The following is a 16,233-nucleotide window of genomic DNA, read 5'->3' as shown; positions in this document are numbered from 1 at the left end:
GTCGGGTGTCGGTCACCCCGCGAGCCCGAAGCCGCGCAGCCCTGCGGCCACGAGCTCCACGCCTTCGACGGTACGGATGGAGGGGTTCATGGCCTGGCCGCTGAGGAGGACGTAGCGTTTGTGCCGGACGGCGTCCATGTTCCTCGTGGCGGGATTGGACTCCAGGAACTGGATCTTCTTCTCGGCGCTCTCGGCGGTCTGCGACTTGCGGGTCAGGTCGCCGATGACCAGGACGTCGGGGTTGCGGTCGGCGACGGTCTCCCAGTTGATCTGGGGCCACTCCTCGTGGGTGTCGTCGAAGACGTTCTTCGCGCCGAGCTCCTCGGTGATGATGCCGGGCGCCCCGCAGCAGCCCGCGAGGTAGGGCGACTCGGCGTTGGCGAACCAGTAGAGCAGGGTGGCGTCCGATGCCTCGATGCCTGCGGTCGCCTTGCCGATACGTGCCCGGAGGCGGGCGACGAGCTCGTCACCGCGTTCCTGGACGCCGAACACCTTGGCCAGATCGTGCACTTCGGTGTAGACGCTCTCCATGGTCAGCGGCTTCGTACGGGAACCGTCCCCGCCTTTGCTGTTGTCCTTGGCGGTGCAGTCGGCCGGCGAGACGTAGGTGGGGACGCCGAGGTCCTCGAACTGTTCGCGGGGCGCGACACCGCCCTTGCCGAGCGTCGATTCGAACGAGGAGCTGATGAAGTCGGGTTCCTTGTCGAGGACCTTCTCCGAAGAGGGCCGGTTCTCGGCGATGCGGGGGACGCTCGCACTGGCCTTCTCCAGGCCCTTCATCACCGGATCGGTCCAGGTGGAGGTGCCCGCCAGCCGGTCGGCGAGGCCGAGCGAGAGCAGGATCTCCGTCGACCCCTGGTCCAGGGAGACCGCGTGGTGCGGGGCGGCCGCGACGGTGACGGTGCGTCCGCAGTTCTTCAGCGTCACGGGGTAACCGGCGGCGCCGGCGTCCTGCGTCGTCTTGTCGGACGAACCGCCACCGCAGGCGGTCAGCAGGACAAGTCCCGCCGTGAGCAGGGCGGTTCGGCGTACGGTACTGGCTATGGGCGGCACTGGGTCCCTCTGCGTCCTGGGGCTCATGCGCGGAGCCCGGTACGAAGCACCGCTCCCGGTACGGGAAACGGGTGCCAGCAGGTTTTCGGACTCGGGTTCATCCGGACGGGACGCCTTCCCGGACCCCGAGGGTGTCCAGTGGCCGTGGCCCCGCCCGTCCCCCTCACCGCTGCGCGTCAGCTCCGGTTTCGCACCGGATTCCCTGACTCCACGTGGAGTGTGACTGGCCTCTGCAAGCTATCACGCAGCTGAACGCAGGCCTCGGGGGCCGCGGCCGGCACGGCGGGTGGGGCGTCCCCCGCACCGGCCCCTCCTCGACCGGGACCTGCGCTCGGGGTCAGGACCTGCGCCGAACCGATTCTCCGGCTCTCACGTGCGGCGTCCACGCCGGCGGGCGAGTACGGACGCCGTGCCCCAGTACGCGAGCAGGACAACCCGCAGGCCGAGGATCTCGGCGGCCTCGCGCACACGCCGGGCCCCGGCCGCACCGGGTGGTGTCCGGACGGGCCGTCGGCCGCTCACCGTGCGGCCGGCGGCGAGGGCTCGGCCGGGCCCCGGTGCCAGGGGCCGTCCGGGTCGTCGTACGCGTCGGCGTAGTCCGGTCCTGCGATCGGCCAGTCGGCGAGCAGCTCTTCCGGCAGCGCGAAGGACTCGACCAGTTCGGGTGCGTGTGCGGCGACGGCCGCGATCAGTTCCTCGGTGGCCTCGGGCAGTTCGTCGACCTGCTGGGCGGTCAGGTGACCTGCCGCCAGCAGGTCCCCGCTGTTGCGTGCCACCCACTGGAGGGCGAACAGCCGCTGCAGCTCGGCCAGTCGCTCCCGGGCGGCCCCCTCGGGGAGCGTGGCCAGTGCCTCGGCGTACCCCTCGGCCGCCTGTCGGTACGCGTGGGCCTCGACCCCGCGCAGGGCGGCACCGGAGGCCGCGTTCCACCGCGCGAGCGCGTCGTCGTGCGGTGCCCGGAGCGCGCGTTCCCTGGCCCGGGTGAACCAGATCTCCTCCACCGCGTCGAGGAGCCTGCCGAGGAACCGGGGGTCGGCCAGCTCACCGGGGGTCCGGTCGGCCGGGATGTTGCCGGTCCCGTCCGCCGGGTCCTGCGAGGGGTCACCGGGTGCCGGTCCGGCGGCGAAGAACATGTCCGCCGCCGCCTTCGCGTGGACGGCGAGGTTGTCGCCCTCGGCCGTGATGGCGCCTTCGACCCCGGTGACCAGCTCCGTCATGCCGTTGTTCTCCAACAACGCCTGCGCACCGCAGCGTTCACGGCACTCGACGATGACCGCGCGGGCCTGCCAGGTGATCCACCCCTTGGCGACCGCCACCAGGCGTTCCGCCTCCGCCCTGTCCTCACCGGAGCGGCGCTCCCACCGGTCCAGAGCCCGGCGGTGCAGCAGGCTCATGGCGAAGACCGTGGCCATGGCCGAGGCGAGCGGCCCGTGGTGGGTCCGGTGGGCGTTCACCGGAATCTGCCCGGCACCCCGGGTGCCGGAGATCATGCGATGGCCGCCGTAGCGGACGGCGACCGCCAGCGTGGCGCGGGCGGATCCGGCCGCGCAGGCGCTCATGGAGATCCGCCCCGGGGTCACACGGCCGATGGATGTCAGGAAGCGGCGCCGCCGGTCGGCGGGGGTACTGCTGAACCCTCCGTCCCCGCCCGGCATCCTCCCGTCTCCCAGCAAGGCGTCCCGCCCCACGAACAGCCGGTCGAACGAGGTCAGGCAGTGGTCCACGGGGCTGCCCATCCGGGCCGGCAGGCGCCGGACCCGTACCCCTGGAAGGGCCTGTACGTCGTCGGTGAGCGGCACCAGGAAGAGGTGGACGCCGTGGTCCGTCCCGTCGGCGAGAAGGCGTGCGGCGACGAGCCCGGTCTTCGGTCCTCCCGCAGGACTGGTGTTGGGCATGAACTTCTGCGCCCCCGCGTTCGGGGTGTGCAGGACGAACCCGTCCCGCTCGCGGTCGTACGTCGCGGTCGTCTCCAGGGACGCCGCGTCGTTGCCGTGCGCCACCTCCGTACAGAGGAAGGCGCCGATGCGCCGCATCCCCAGAAAGTCGGACAGATCGCGGTCCGTGCCGGCGTCGTGGTCGAGAAGACTGCCGAGGAAGAGGCTGTAGTGGATGCCCGCAACGGTGGTGAGCGCGGGGTCCACCGGGCCCAGCCATTCGTGCAGGGCGGCCAGCGCGCGCGGGTCGGCGGCGAGGCGGGCTCCGCTGTCGAGGGACCGGTTGAGGATCCGCAGCCGGTCGTAGGCGAGGGAGAGCCGCTCTTCGGGGGTACCGCCCGCGGGGCGGCGGAACGGTTCTGTACTGATCAGCCGCCGCCAGAAGCCGTGCTCCCGGCGGAAGTCCGCGCCGAGGAGGACTCCGGTCAGCAGATCGGCCGTGGACGGTTGGACGGTGTCGGTAAGGGTCACGGTCATGAAGGACTAAACGACCGGGGCGGGCGGGAGGACACCGGCGGCCCCGTCCTCAGGCCGCCCTGGGGACAGGCGCCCCGGTCAGTCCCGCCGCCAGCTCCTCCTCGTCGGGCGGAAGGGCACCGGCCCGTGCCACGGTCACGGCGGCCGAAGCCGAGCCGTGGCGCAGCACGTCGCCCAGCGTCCCGGTGTCCAGTGAGCGCAGCCGTGCGCGGCCGCCCTCCCCGAGCAGTCCGTGCGCTGCCAGGGCGTGGAGCGTGCCGGACATGAACGCGTCGCCCGCTCCCACCGTGTCGACGACCCGGACGGGCACCGCGTCGACGCGCAACGTCGCACCGGGAAGGAACGCCAGCGCCCCCTCGGCACCCCGCGTGACGAGGACGACCGCCGGGCCGGAGCGCAGCCACAGCTCGGCGGTCTTCTCGGGTGCCTGACCCGGGTACAGCCACGCCAGGTCCTCGTCGCTCGCCTTGACCACATCGCTGAGGGCGACACAGCGTTCTACCCTGCGTACGGCCTCGGCGCGATCTCCCATCAGCTCCGGCCTCACATTCGGGTCGAAGCTGACGGTCGCGCTCGCCCGGAGTGCTTCGACGGCGGCGAGGACAGTCCCGGCCCCGGGCTCGACGACGGCGGCGATCGACCCGGTGTGCACGTGCTGCGCCGGACGCTCCGGCGTCACGGGGGCCAGTGACCAGGTGATCTCGAAGGTGTACGTGGCCCGCCCCGCGTCGTCCAGGGTGACGGCGGCGGACGGCGTGGGCGCGCCGCACCCGTCGGTGCGCACACGGACCCCCGCCGAGGCCAGATGGTCCCGGATGAGCCGTCCGTTCGCGTCCTGGCCGAGCTGGGTGAGGAGCGTGGTGCTGCGACCCAGCCGGGCCAGACCGTACGCGACGTTCGCGGGGCTGCCGCCCGCGTGGACACGGTCTGCCGCGCCCGGCTCCCGGACGATGTCGGCGACGCATTCGCCGATGACCAGCAGAGCGGGTCTGTCGAGCATGAGGAAGGTCTCCAGGAGTGGCGCCGGGCGGGGGTGTCAGGCACGCGGGGTCGCCGGACACGCTGCCGCCGATTCTGCCTCGTGCGCAGGGGGTGCCGGGAGACCCCGTGCCCGGCACGTGCAACGAAGGCGTCCTCGCGCGCGGCGGCACGGAGCAGCCGTCAGCCGATGCCTTCTCCCGTGGCGGATTCCGGCCGGCCGCTGAGCTGCGCGGCCGGGGCGTCGGCACGACGGGCCCACAGGAGGGCGCCTGCCAGCAGCACCGTGGCACCGAGCAGCCAGGGCAGGGGGCCTGCGGGCAGCACGCCCGTGACCAGCCCTCCGGCCGCCCCGACGAGCTGCAGCGAGAGGGACTGCACGGAAAGAGCGGTCGCGCGGCCCGAGGTGTCGACGCGGCGGTGCAGGAGGTCGTTCTCGCTGGGACCGGCGGCCCCGAGCCCCAGGTACACCAGCGCGTATCCGGCGACGGCCAGGGTCAGGGAGGCCGCTCCGGTGGAGGACACGGTCGCGGCGAGCACCAGGAGCCCTGTGGAGCTCGCCACGAGGCTCGCCAGCACCGCACGCTCGCTGCCGCCGGCGAACCGGGCGACGAGCGGGGCGATCTGGCTGCCGAGCGCCGAGCAGACGAACCCGGCGGCTGCCAGTCCCGCGAACAGCACCGCGCCGGACTCGGAAGCTCCGGTGACGGCGGCGGCGCGGCCGGGCGTGAGCAGTTCGAGGGCGGCCAGCGCGGTCCCGGCGGCACCCGCGGTCATCAGGATGCGGCGGATCAGCACGTCCCGGGCACCCAGCCGAAGCCCCGCGCCGATGGCCGCCGGAACACCGCGCAGCACACCGCGCAGGGTGGCCGGGGGGCGGGGAGGTTCGGGGAGCGCGGTGAGGGCGTAGAGGACGAAGACGGTCTCGACGGCCACGCCCAGGAGCACGGGGACGGAGAGCGGCAGGACGAGGTCGGAGGTGTACGCGCGCAGGCGGGCGCCGACGTCCGGGCCGAGGCCGAGCAGCCAGGGCAGCGCACCGCCGAGCAGCATGCCGAGTGCCAGGGCGGCCGAGGAGGCGGCGGCGCCGCGCGCCAGTCCCGTGCGCAGGTCGGCGTCGGGGCCGGAGCGGGCGTGCACTGTGTCGACGTACCAGGCTTCGGCCGGTCCGCTGGACAGGGCCCGGCCCGCGCCCATGAGCGCCATGCCGAGGGCGAGGACCCAGCCGGCCGTTCCGAGTCCTATGAGGATGAGGGCGCACACGTTGAGGATTCCGGCGCCCGCCAGGACGGTGCGGCGGCCGATGACGTCGGAGAGGCCGCCGGTGGGGAGTTCGAGGGCGGCGGCGGTGAGGGAGTGCGCGGCGAAGGCCGCGGCGACGGCGGCGAGGGCCAGGCCCCGTTCGGTGAAGAGCAGCACCATGGGGGCGGCGGTCAGGCCGGCCGGCAGCCAGAACAGGAACGACACCGCGACGAAGCGGCGCCGCGCGGTGCGTTCGTCCAGCCCTGTGTACTCGGTGGGCGCGGGCCGGGTCACGAGGTGCCCTGGGAGCGCGGGCCGGCCTCGGACGTGACGTCCGAGCGAGTGCCGCCGGAGCGTGTGTCGCGCTCGGGGTCCGCTTCGCCGCGCGGATCTGTGTCGGGGCGCGGGTCCGCTGCGGACTGCGGTGCCGTCGGTGCGCTCGCCGCCTGCGGGAGTCCGGCCGTGACCAGCACGACCCGCTCGGCCCTCGGATCGTGCTCGTCACGGGCTGCCAGCTCCGTCACCTTGGCATTGAACGTGTCCCAGAGCTCCCTCAGGGATTCCGGCGTCAGGCGGGGCATCAGGTCGCTGACACCGGAGGGCTCGCGCCACTCCTCCCCCAGCCGGCCGTCCTCGATGTCGGCCTCGTGCTGGACCACCGAGTGCTGCAGATGCTCGATCGAGCGACGCCAGAACGTGCCCAGCACGGCCCTGCCGCCTGCCGTGGCCAGCATCCCCTCGTTGCTCCACGAGGTGACGGCGTGCACCGCCTGCCACCGTCGCTCGCGGCCGTCCCGGTGCTCCGCCTCCGCGACGAACGCGTACTTGGCCAGCACGCGCAGGTGGTAACTGGTCGACGCCGACGACTCACCCGTCCTGACCGCCATCTCACTCGCGGTGGCGGGACCGTGCTGCCGCAGCAGTCCGAGCAGCCGGAGACGCAGCGGATGGGTGAGCGCCTTCAGCGCCGCCGAGTCCTGCTCCGGGTCGAGTGTGCGGGGTGAGCCGTCGCTGTCCATAACGACAGGCTAGAAGGAACCAGCCTTTTCCCAAAGTATTTTTGCAGAATATTTTTGGGAAACCTGATCAGATGCTCCGGACCCCCTCCAGTGCGTCCGCGACCAGCGCGAGGAAGCGGGCATGGGCCTGGGGACTGCACAGGGGCTCCGGGTTCCACGGGACGATCCACGCCTCCTCCGTGGCCGCCCGCCAGTCCGGTGCGCCGATCTCGCCGAGCGGGGTCGCGTTCGACCGGACGTCCGCAAGGACGACGTGCGGCCGGAGCTCCGCCGCCCGGTCCCATTCCGTGGTGGACCAGTTGACTCCCCCACCCTCGGCCGGTGACACGAGGTCGACCCCCAGCTCGGCCAGCACCCGCAGTTCGGGCCACATCGGCGGGCGGGCGATGTGCGCCTGCTCCTGGCCCGCCGGAGACAGCGCCACCACCCTCGGGCTGTCGGGCACGGCTTCGGCCACGGCGCGCAGCCGCTCCCTGGCGGCTTCCAGGTCCTCGGCGACACCCGGGACGGGTTCACCGCCGAGCGAGCGGGCCAGCTCGGCGAACCGCTCGGCTATGCGGTCCAGGGTGCGCGCCTGACCCACGTCGATCACGGCGACCGGGACCCGCTCCTCCAGCTGTTTGGCGGCGTCCGGGTCCAGCCCGTAGACCTGTCCGTGGCCGTAGCTGACGGCGACGACCAGGTCCGGCCGTCCACGTAACAGGGTCTCCACGTCCAGGCCGGCGCCCGCGCCCCGGTAGTCGACGGTGTCCAGCGGAAGCGTGCCGGTCTTCGCCCGGTCGGGCGCCGTACCGTCATGGCCGGAGCCGAAGATCCCCTCCGGGCGCACGCCGTAGTCCCACAGCGTCGCTCCGGCCTGGATGTAGGCGAGCACGCGCGAAGGGCGCCGCTCCGCCGCCAGCAGCTGCCCCCGGTCGTCCGCGAACCTCCACGCACTCTGCTCGGTCACGTCTCTCACTCCTCCGTAGCGGCTGCCTCGGCCCTCGCCCGGGCTCGCACCTGACTACCTGCCCAGCCGGTCGTCGCCACACCCCTCGGTGGAACGCCCCAGATAGGCGAGCGGCCCCGGATCGGGGACGTCGATCTCATGGAATCCGAGCCGGTCGTAGAAGGCCCTGGCCGGGGTGTTCGCCACCAGCATGGACAGATGGACGGCCGGGACCCCCTTGGCGTGCAGCGCCCCCAGGAAGGTGTCCATCAGCTCCCTCCCGTGCCCCTTGCGCTGCCAGGGCGGCAGCAGGTCGATGTGCAGGTGCGCCGGATGCCCGTCCAGCTCGGGGAGGATCATGCGTTCGGGGCAGTGGAGAAGGGCGGTCATCTCCTCGACGAACGTGCTCGGCGTCCCGTCGGGCCGGGGGAAGCGTCCTGTCACCAGCGGGAGCCAGACCTTGCGGAACGCGTCCACGAACTGCCGGGTGTCCGCGGTCCCCAGGATGTAGCCGACCGCCTGCCCGGACCCGTCGTCGAGGACGAACGTCAGCTCGGGTTCGAGGTACGCGTAGGGCGCCGCGAACAGCGTCGGCATCAGCTCCGGATCGGGGTACAGGTGCCGGGAGTCACCGCCGTTGTCCGCCGTGCGGATGCAGATCTCCGCGAGGGCCTCACGGTCGCCGGGTCGGTAGGGACGTACGTGCGCTGCCTGGGTCATTGCCCCATCCTGCCCATCTGGGAGCGCTCCCACAAGGGCTTTCGCCCTCAGCCGCCGCCGCCCTTCACGCGTTCGAGTTCGACGTTGAACTGGGCGCCGGCAAGGAGTGCCAGGTTGGTGAACCAGATCCAGATCAGGAAGACGACCAGACCGGCCAGCGACCCGTACAGCCGGCTGTAGCTGCCGACGTGGGTGGCGTACAGCGCGAATCCGGCCGAGGCGAACAGCCACAGGAACGCCGCGAGCACTCCGCCCGGCAGCCCGCGCCGCACGCCTCGGGCGGTACGCGGACCGGTGCTGAAGAGGACCAGGATCAGACAGGCGACCAGACAGAGCAGCACGGGCCACTTGAGAACCGCCCAGAGAGTCTCACCCGCGTGGGTCAGGCCCGTCCGCTCCCCGAACCAGCGGGCCAGCGGACCGGTGAGGACCAGGGCGAACGCACTGGCCATCAGCAGGACGAGCAGTCCGATCGCGGACGCCACGATGATGTGCGCCTGGCGCAGGGCGGGCCTGGTGTCCTTCACGTCGTGCATGGCGTGCAGCGCTCTGCGGAAGACCGCCAGGTAGCTGGAGGCCGACCAGACGGCGCTCACGCTCCCGGTGGCCACGAGCAGCCAGACGGCGGTGCGCTCGTGGGTGGCCGCCTCCAGGGGCTGGCGCAGCGCCGCTCCGGACTCGGCGGGCGCGAAGGCCGTGATGTCGATGATCAGGGCGTTGGTGGCGCCGGGGTTCGCGAGGCCGATGACGGACACGGTGACCAGGAGCGCCGGGAGCAGGGCGAGGATGGCGTAGTACGTGAGGGCCGCCGCCCAGTCGGAGAGGTCGTCGTTCCAGAGCGAGACGGGAGTACGGCGCAGGGCGGTGCGCCAGCTCCGTGCGGCCCGCCCTGACGGGGGCGCGGTGCGGTCCGCGGCGGGGGCGTCGGTCCTGCTGGGCACGCTGGTACTCCGGGGGACGAAGGAAGAATCGGCGGGCCGGACGGCGTCGTATGACGGCCCGGCTGCCACCTTTCTCTCATGCCTCCGTCCCGCAGGTGTATTCCTGGCTGCTCAGTCGTTGACAGCTGTCAGCAGCACCACGGCGTCCTCGAGCGCCAGCAGCCCGTGCCGTTCCTGGGGAATCGGGTGCAGACGCCCCGTGGCCAGCTCCACGTCGCCGGAGGCGGCGGTGATCCGGACCCGGCCTCGCAGCACCTGGAGCGAGGCGGCGGGGGGTGCGTTGTGCTCGTCGAGGGCGGATCCCGAGGTGAGTGCGATCACCGTCTGCCGCAACGGTTCCTGCCGCAGCAGCAGGTGCGCGCTGCGCCCGTGCGCGCTGGCGCGGGCTGCGGTCAGGTGCTCGTCGGCGAGAGCGTTGAGATCATCCATACGACCACTGTGCCGCAGCCTCCGCTCCCCCGCTATCCACCTCGGGCCGGGGCCGCCACCGGTGCGTGCGGTGACGGCCCGGCCCGGCGGCGGCGTCAGCTCCGCAGCCAGGCCGCCGCATCGCCGGGCAGCAGCCCGGAGTCGTCCAGCGGAGCACTGGTCAGCAGCACCTCGGCGTGGTCGGGGAGCGGCACCGCAGCCCCGGACAGGTTGACGGCGCAGATCAGGCCGTGGGGCCGGGTGAAGGCGAGCACTCCGGGCTCCGACGGCAGCCAGTTCAGCTGCCCGTCCGCCGTTTCCGCGGCGGCCGCGGCGAATCCGGGTTCGCTGCGGCGCAGCCTCAGGGCTTCGCGGTACAGGCTGAGCATCGAGCCGGGATCGCCGCTCTGCCGATCTGCCGCGTAGGACGGCCAGGAGGCCGGCTGCGGCAGCCAGGGTTCGTCCGCGGACCCGAACCCCGCGTGCGGTTCCTGTTCGGACCACGGCAGTGGCACCCGGCAGCCGTCGCGCCCCGGGTCGATGCCGCCGGAGCGCAGGTGCATGGGGTCCTGGATGCGCGCCCGCGGGATGTCGGCCTCCGGAAGGCCGAGCTCCTCGCCCTGATACAGGTAGACGGCGCCGGGCAGTGCCAGCGAGAGCAGGGCGGCGGCCCGGGCCCTGCGGGTACCGAGTTCCAGGTCCGTGGGGGTGCCGAAGACCTTCGCGGCGAAGTCGAAGCCGGTGTCCTCGCGTCCGTACCGGGTCACGGTGCGGGTCACGTCGTGGTTGCACAGCACCCAGGTCGCGGGGGCGCCGACCGGCGCGTGTTCGGCGAGGGTGTCGTCGATCGCGGCGCGCAGCAGCCGGGCGTCCCAGGGGCAGGCCAGGAAGTTGAAGTTGAAGGCGGTGTGCAGTTCGTCGGGGCGCAGGTACCGGGCGAAGCGCTCGGAGTCGGGAAGCCACACCTCGCCGACGAAGATGCCCTCGTACTCGTCGGCGATCGCACGCCAGGCGCGGTAGATGCCGTGGAGTTCGTCGCGGTCGATGTACGGGTGGGGGTCGACGCCCTTGGTGAAGTCCGGCAGGGCCGGGTCCTTGGCGAGCAGGGCCGCCGAGTCGATGCGTACGCCCGCCACTCCCCGTTCGAACCAGAAGCGCAGGACGTCCTCGTGCTCCTGGCGGACGGCCGGGTGTGCCCAGTTGAGATCGGGCTGCTCGGGAGCGAACAGGTGGAGGTACCACTGGCCGTCGTCGAGCCTGGTCCAGGGGGTGCCACCGAATTCGGACACCCAGTCGTTGGGCGGGATCTCACCGTTCTCGCCGCGTCCCGGCATGAAGTGGAAGAGGTCGCGCTCGGGGCTGCCGGGGCCCGCCGCGAGCGCTGCCCGGAACCAGCTGTGCCGGTCGGAGACGTGGTTCGGAACGATGTCGATGATGGTGCGTATGCCCAGCGCACGGGCTTCGGCGATCAGCTTCTCGGCTTCGGCGAGATGGCCGAAGGCGGGGTCGATGACGCGGTAGTCGGCGACGTCGTAGCCGCCGTCGGCCAGGGGTGAGAGGTACCAGGGGGTGAACCAGAGGGCGTCCACACCCAGCTCCACGAGATAGGGCAGCCTGGCCCGTACTCCCGCGAGATCGCCGGTGCCGTCTCCGTCGCCGTCGGCGAAGCTGCGTACGTAGATCTGGTAGATGGCGGCGTCGCGCCACCAGGTTGCGGTGGCCTCGGTCGGACGGATGGCTGCCACGTGGCGTTCCTTTCGGGCAGGTGGTACTCCGCCGCCGGCCCCGGACACGGGGCGTGTGGTGGGAGGGCCGGCGGCGGAGTGCTGGTGGGGGACGGCAGGGGTACTGCTAGCCCTTGAGGCCGCCCGCGGTGAGACCGCTCATGATGTTGCGCTGGAAGAGAAGGAAGATCAGCAGCGTCGGGACCGACGCGATGGTGAGCGCGGCGATGAGGACGTTCTCCGGGACTCCGCTGGCCAGGGAGTAGATGCCCACGTTGAGCGTCTGCTTGCTCGGGTCGGGCAGGGTGAGCATCGGCCAGAGGAAGTCCTTCCAGACTCCGACGACGGCGAAGATGGAGACGACGCCCAGGATCGGCCGGGAGATCGGCAGCACCACGGAGCGCAGGGTGCGCAGGGGTGAGGCGCCGTCGATGGCGGCGGCGTCCAGCAGTTCGCGTGGGATCGAGTCGAAGAACCGCTTCAGCAGGAAGATGTTGAAGGCGTTCGTGACGGACGGCAGCCAGATCGCCCAGGGCGAGTTGAGCAGGTTGCGCTCGAAGATCGGCACGTCGAGCACGGTGAGGTACTGCGGGACGACGAGGACGGTCGCCGGGATCATCAGGGTGGCGAGCATCATGCCGAGGATGACCTTGCCGAAGACCGGCCGCAGCTTGGAGAGCGAGTAGGCGGCGGCCACGTCGAAGATCAGCTGGAAGGCCAGCGCGCCGAACGCGTAGTACAGGGTGTTGAAGAGCAGCCGGGACAGGTCCATCACGTTCCACGCCTGGGAGTAGTTCTCCGTGTGGATCGAGGTGGGGAAGGCCGTGGGCGGGCTCTGTACGACTTCCTGGGTGGTCTTGAGTCCCCCGGTGACCATCCAGTACAGGGGCCCGAGGAATGCGATGGTGAAGGCGGCGATCACCACGGCGAAGATGATCCAGTAGAGGACCTTGCCGCGGGGGCGGCCGAGTTGGGCGGGCGAGATCAGGGTCCGCTGGCGGCCGAGGTCCGACTCGCGGGGTCCTCCTCCGCGCCTGCCGGTACCTCGCCGGGAGACAAGCGTGCTCGATGCCATCCTCGTACTCCCGTCCTAGTCTTCGCTGTTGCGGCTGAGCCGTACGTACACCGCGGAGAAGCCCGCGAGTACGACGAGCAGGACGAGTCCGAGAGCCGCCGCGCTGCCGTAGTTGTTGAAATTGAAGGCGTACTGGTAGATGAGGTAGACGACCGTGGTGGTGGAGCCTTCGGGGCCCGCCCCGTTGGTGAGCAGGAAGGGCTCGGTGAACACCTGCATCGTCGCGATGATCTGCATGAGCAGCAGGAGCGACAGGATGAGCCGGGTCTGCGGAATGGTGACGTGCCAGATCTTGCGCAGCAGCCCGGCTCCGTCGAGCTCCGCCGCCTCGTACAGCTCGCCGGGGATGCCCTGGAGCGCGGCGAGGTAGATGAGGGTGGCTCCGCCCATGTTCATCCAGGTCGCCGCGATGACGACGGAGAGCATGGAGGTGTCGGGGTCCTGGAGCCATTGCTGTGCGGGGAGGTGGAGGAATTCCAGGATGCGGTTGAAGAGTCCGTAGCCGGGGTCGTAGAAGTACTTGAAGAGCAGTACGGAGGCGACCGGCGGCAGCATGACCGGCAGGTAGACCAGAAGCCGCAGGTACCCCTGCGCGTGCCGGAACTCGTTGAGCACGACGGCGATGACGAACGGGACCGCGAAGCCCAGCACGAGGGCCAGGACGGTGAAGAGCAGGGTGTTGCGCCAGGCCTGCCAGAAGGCCGGGTCGTTGAAGACGTAGCTCAGGTTGGACCAGCCGGCCCAGGTCGTACGTCCGTCCTCGGTCTTCTGGAAGGCCAGGAAGAACTCCCGGACCATCGGGTACCAGGAGAAGAACGAGAAGCAGAGGACCGCGCCGATCAGGAAGCCGTGCGCGGATATGTTGCGGCGCAGGGCGCGCACGAACTCCTCGCGGGGGGAGTCCGGCCGGGCGGGGCGGTGGTGTCCGGGCGGTGGCGGGCTCGCCTTGCTCGTGGACAGGGTAGGGGCCGACATGGTGTCTCCTCGGTGCCGGTGCAGTCGCTCGCAGTCGGACGGTCGGGATTGCGGGGCCGGGTCCGCGTGACCCGGCCCCGCGCGTCCGTTACTGGTTCGCCAGAACCTGGTTGACCTGCTGCTCCGCGGTGGAGAGCAGCTTGTCGATGTCGGCGTCCTTGTTGGTCAGGACTCCGGACATCGCGACGTCGAGGATCTTGTAGATCTCCTGGGCCTTGGGCGGCTCGGCCTTGCCCTGGACGGGGTTGTCCATGAAGGCCTTGAAGTTCTCGATGGGCATCGTGGCGTTCGCGGCGCGACTGGCGTCGTCCTTGGTCTTGCTCTCACCGGTGAAGAAGTTCGGCTGCGGCAGCCCGACGGGCAGCTGGTCGGCCTTGGTGCGGGCCCAGTCGAACTGGCCCTTGCCGGGCGAGAGGTTCTTGAAGTTCAGCCAGGCGACGGCCGCCTTGATCTTGTCGGGCGAACTGCCCTTCTTGATCATGTAGTTGTTGCCGCCGAAGAGGGTCCCCTGCGCGCCGGGGATCGGACCGATTCCGAAGTTCTCGTACTCGGCTCCGAGTTGCTGGACCATGTACGCGATGTCGTCGGGTGCGGCCAGGAACATGCCGAGCTTGTCGGTGGATATCTGCTTCTGCAGATCGCCCCACTTCAACAGCTGGGTCTGCCCCATGCTGTTGTCCTTCCAGCGCATGTCGTGCAGCTGCTGGAGGACCTGCTTGCCCTTCTCGTCGTTGAAGGCGGCCTTCTTGCCGCCGGCGTCCACCACGTCACCGCCGAGGCCGTACTGCGTGGCGGCGAAGTGCCACCCGCCGTTGTTGCCCGCGCTGTACTCGCCGAAGCCGGCGATGCCCTTGCCGAGCCCCGCGATCTTCTTGCTCGCCGCGCGGACCTCCTCCCAGGTCGAGGGAGGGGTGTTCGGGTCCAGGCCGGCCTGCGTGAACAGCTTCCGGTTGACGATCAGGCCCATGGTGTAGTTGCTGGTCGGCAGGGCGTAGAGCTTGCCGTCCTTGCGGGCCACGTCGAGCACCTGGGGCTGGATGTCCTTGAGCGCGGGGACGGACTTGTCGGTGACGTACGCCGAGATGTCCTCCGCCCCGTCGTTGTCCAGGACCTGCTGCAGGTCGGTGAAGTAGGCGTAGAACACGTCCGGCTGCGACTTGCCCTTGAGCATCGCCGTGAAGCGCGGCGGCTCCAGGCACTGTCCGGGCGTGGACTTTCCGTTGATCTTGACGTTCGGGTAGATCTTGCCGAACGCCTTGATGTCCTCTTTCCACTCGCGCAGCTCCGCGGCCTTCGCGGCCGGCGGCATGCAGTCGATCGACAGCGTCACCTTGGCCTTCGGGTCCAGCGGTGCTGACGGATCGGACGAGCCGCTACCGGAACCGCCCTTGTCGTCCTCACTGTTGCTGCTGCTCGTGCCACAGGAGGCAAGGGCAGTCAGCGCGAGTGCGGTGACGAGCGCGGCGGCGGAGGTTCGACGTGTGCGAGAACGGCGGAACCCAGCACTTCTCATCGGTGGTCCCCTTCGGGCATGAGCATGGAAGGCCCTCGGCGAACTCTCTGCCGGGGCGCGGCTTACTCAACCACCGCCGACATGTGAACGCAATATCTCGCGCAGTTTTCGTAAATGTTTGACAGCCTTCCGCATCCGGAGCCGTGACGCACCCGGTGGCACACCCGCCCCCACGGACAGCGGTCCGCCCCACGGGCCCGTCAGGCGCGCGCCTGCGCGGTCGAGCCGCGGACCACCAGCTCGGGCTCGAAGAGGAGCTCGCCCGGCGGCACGGTGCCGCCCTGGATCAGTGCCGAGAGCAGCTCGACGGCCGCCCGCCCCATCGCCTCGATGGGCTGACGGACCGTGGTCAGGGGCGGCTCGGTGCAGTTCATGAAGGCGGAGTCGTCGAAGCCGACGACCGAGACGTCCGAGGGGACCGCGAGTCCCCGCCGGCGGGCGGCGCGCACGGCACCGAGCGCCAGCGGGTCGCTGGCGCAGACGATCCCCGTGACGCCCCGCTCCAACAGGCGCGAGGCCGCGGCCTGGCCGCCCTCGAGCGAGAACATGGAGCGCTCGATGCGCTCCTGCGGGAGCGCTCCCGCCACGGCGAGCGCGGCAGCGAGTTTGCGCCGCGAGGGGACGTGGTCGGAGGGACCGAGGACCAGGCCGATGCGCTCGTGCCCGAGCGACACGAGGTGCCGCCACGCCTGTTCGATCGCGACAGCGTCGTCGCAGGACACGCAGGGGAAGTCCAGCCCCTCGATGGGCGCGTTGATCAGCACGACCGGGATGCGGCGCTCGGCGAGCCGCCGGTAGTGGTCGTGCGGCTCGTCGGCCTGCGCGAAGAGACCTCCCGCGAAGACGACACCGGACACCTGCTGCTGGAGGAGCAGCTCGACGTAGTCGGCCTCGGAGACGCCCCCCTTGGTCTGGGTGCACAGCACGGGCGTGAGGCCCTGCTGCGCGAGGGAGCCGCCGATCACCTCGGCGAATGCCGGAAAGATCGGGTTCTGCAGCTCGGGCAGGACCAGGCCGACGAGCCTGGCCCGCTCGCCGCGCAGCTGGGTCGGCCGCTCGTACCCGAGCACATCCAGTGCCGTCAGCACCGATTGGCGGGTCGTCCGCGAGACTCCGGGCTTACCGTTGAGCACCCGGCTGACCGTGGCCTCGCTGACCCCTACCTTCTGCGCCACTTGGGCAAGTCGTCGCGTCATGACCGCAACGCTAGCGCAACTCTTGCAAGCCACCGACTTATCGCTGCAAA

At 71.0% G+C, this 16,233-nt stretch carries 14 protein-coding genes and 1 riboswitch; all 14 genes read right to left on the bottom strand.

Annotated features, from left to right (window positions below):
- Positions 1-12 precede the first annotated feature (12 nt).
- The gene (locus tag ACFQ6X_RS22545) at positions 13-1,080 is read right to left on the bottom strand and encodes an ABC transporter substrate-binding protein (protein ID WP_383184051.1); all 1,068 of its coding nucleotides are present in this window, start codon (positions 1,078-1,080) and stop codon (positions 13-15) included.
- Positions 1,081-1,111: 31 nt separating this feature from the next.
- Positions 1,112-1,296, bottom strand: a riboswitch (cobalamin riboswitch).
- A gap of 275 nt (positions 1,297-1,571) precedes the next feature.
- Positions 1,572-3,464: an acyl-CoA dehydrogenase gene (locus ACFQ6X_RS22540; protein ID WP_383184049.1), complete on the bottom strand. Its 1,893-nt coding sequence runs from the start codon at positions 3,462-3,464 to the stop codon at positions 1,572-1,574.
- 49 nt (positions 3,465-3,513) lie between these two features.
- Positions 3,514-4,464: a carbohydrate kinase gene (locus tag ACFQ6X_RS22535; RefSeq protein ID WP_383184047.1), complete on the bottom strand. Its 951-nt coding sequence runs from the start codon at positions 4,462-4,464 to the stop codon at positions 3,514-3,516.
- 161 nt (positions 4,465-4,625) lie between these two features.
- Entirely contained in the window at positions 4,626-5,978 is a 1,353-nt protein-coding gene (locus tag ACFQ6X_RS22530) for an MFS transporter (protein WP_383184045.1), read from the bottom strand.
- Positions 5,975-6,703, bottom strand: coding sequence for a helix-turn-helix domain-containing protein (locus tag ACFQ6X_RS22525; RefSeq protein ID WP_383184043.1), 729 nt, complete (start codon positions 6,701-6,703; stop codon positions 5,975-5,977). Before ACFQ6X_RS22525 ends, ACFQ6X_RS22530 begins: the two co-directional genes overlap by 4 nt.
- 67 nt (positions 6,704-6,770) lie before the next feature.
- Positions 6,771-7,652, bottom strand: a complete 882-nt coding sequence (locus ACFQ6X_RS22520) for an ABC transporter substrate-binding protein (protein ID WP_383184041.1) — start codon at positions 7,650-7,652, stop codon at positions 6,771-6,773.
- A gap of 54 nt (positions 7,653-7,706) precedes the next feature.
- Positions 7,707-8,351: a GNAT family N-acetyltransferase gene (locus ACFQ6X_RS22515; protein ID WP_383184039.1), complete on the bottom strand. Its 645-nt coding sequence runs from the start codon at positions 8,349-8,351 to the stop codon at positions 7,707-7,709.
- A gap of 47 nt (positions 8,352-8,398) precedes the next feature.
- Positions 8,399-9,292 (bottom strand): YihY/virulence factor BrkB family protein, encoded by an 894-nt coding sequence (locus ACFQ6X_RS22510; protein WP_383184037.1) that lies wholly within the window; start codon positions 9,290-9,292, stop codon positions 8,399-8,401.
- A gap of 111 nt (positions 9,293-9,403) precedes the next feature.
- Complete coding sequence (locus ACFQ6X_RS22505; RefSeq protein ID WP_383184035.1) at positions 9,404-9,721, bottom strand: cupin; 318 nt, start codon at positions 9,719-9,721, stop codon at positions 9,404-9,406.
- 95 nt (positions 9,722-9,816) lie between these two features.
- On the bottom strand, positions 9,817-11,445 hold the full coding sequence (locus tag ACFQ6X_RS22500; protein WP_383184033.1) for a glycoside hydrolase family 13 protein: 1,629 nt from the start codon (positions 11,443-11,445) through the stop codon (positions 9,817-9,819).
- A gap of 106 nt (positions 11,446-11,551) precedes the next feature.
- A complete protein-coding gene (locus ACFQ6X_RS22495) occupies positions 11,552-12,499 on the bottom strand; it encodes a carbohydrate ABC transporter permease (protein ID WP_383184031.1) in 948 nt (315 codons plus the stop codon).
- A 15-nt stretch (positions 12,500-12,514) separates the two neighbouring features.
- Positions 12,515-13,474: a sugar ABC transporter permease gene (locus tag ACFQ6X_RS22490; protein WP_351176999.1), complete on the bottom strand. Its 960-nt coding sequence runs from the start codon at positions 13,472-13,474 to the stop codon at positions 12,515-12,517.
- A gap of 88 nt (positions 13,475-13,562) precedes the next feature.
- Positions 13,563-14,987 (bottom strand): extracellular solute-binding protein, encoded by a 1,425-nt coding sequence (locus ACFQ6X_RS22485; protein WP_383184029.1) that lies wholly within the window; start codon positions 14,985-14,987, stop codon positions 13,563-13,565.
- Positions 14,988-15,187: 200 nt separating this feature from the next.
- The gene (locus ACFQ6X_RS22480; protein ID WP_383184027.1) at positions 15,188-16,183 is read right to left on the bottom strand and encodes a LacI family DNA-binding transcriptional regulator; all 996 of its coding nucleotides are present in this window, start codon (positions 16,181-16,183) and stop codon (positions 15,188-15,190) included.
- Between the last annotated feature and the right edge of the window lie 50 nt (positions 16,184-16,233).

This window comes from Streptomyces sp. NPDC056452 (assembly GCF_042796085.1).
In the GTDB taxonomy this organism is placed as follows: Bacteria; Actinomycetota; Actinomycetes; order Streptomycetales; family Streptomycetaceae; genus Streptomyces.
Note: the sequence above shows the minus strand (reverse complement) of the source record. Positions and strands in the feature narration are given on the sequence as shown.

Coding starts and splice junctions, on each gene's coding strand:
- ACFQ6X_RS22545 (WP_383184051.1), bottom strand. CDS start 1,080: ATGAGCCCCAGGACGCAGAGGGACCCAGTGCCGCCCATAGCCAGTACC.
- ACFQ6X_RS22540 (WP_383184049.1), bottom strand. CDS start 3,464: ATGACCGTGACCCTTACCGACACCGTCCAACCGTCCACGGCCGATCTG.
- ACFQ6X_RS22535 (WP_383184047.1), bottom strand. CDS start 4,464: ATGCTCGACAGACCCGCTCTGCTGGTCATCGGCGAATGCGTCGCCGAC.
- ACFQ6X_RS22525 (WP_383184043.1), bottom strand. CDS start 6,703: ATGGACAGCGACGGCTCACCCCGCACACTCGACCCGGAGCAGGACTCG.
- ACFQ6X_RS22515 (WP_383184039.1), bottom strand. CDS start 8,351: ATGACCCAGGCAGCGCACGTACGTCCCTACCGACCCGGCGACCGTGAG.
- ACFQ6X_RS22505 (WP_383184035.1), bottom strand. CDS start 9,721: ATGGATGATCTCAACGCTCTCGCCGACGAGCACCTGACCGCAGCCCGC.
- ACFQ6X_RS22495 (WP_383184031.1), bottom strand. CDS start 12,499: ATGGCATCGAGCACGCTTGTCTCCCGGCGAGGTACCGGCAGGCGCGGA.
- ACFQ6X_RS22490 (WP_351176999.1), bottom strand. CDS start 13,474: ATGTCGGCCCCTACCCTGTCCACGAGCAAGGCGAGCCCGCCACCGCCC.
- ACFQ6X_RS22485 (WP_383184029.1), bottom strand. CDS start 14,987: ATGAGAAGTGCTGGGTTCCGCCGTTCTCGCACACGTCGAACCTCCGCC.
- ACFQ6X_RS22480 (WP_383184027.1), bottom strand. CDS start 16,183: ATGACGCGACGACTTGCCCAAGTGGCGCAGAAGGTAGGGGTCAGCGAG.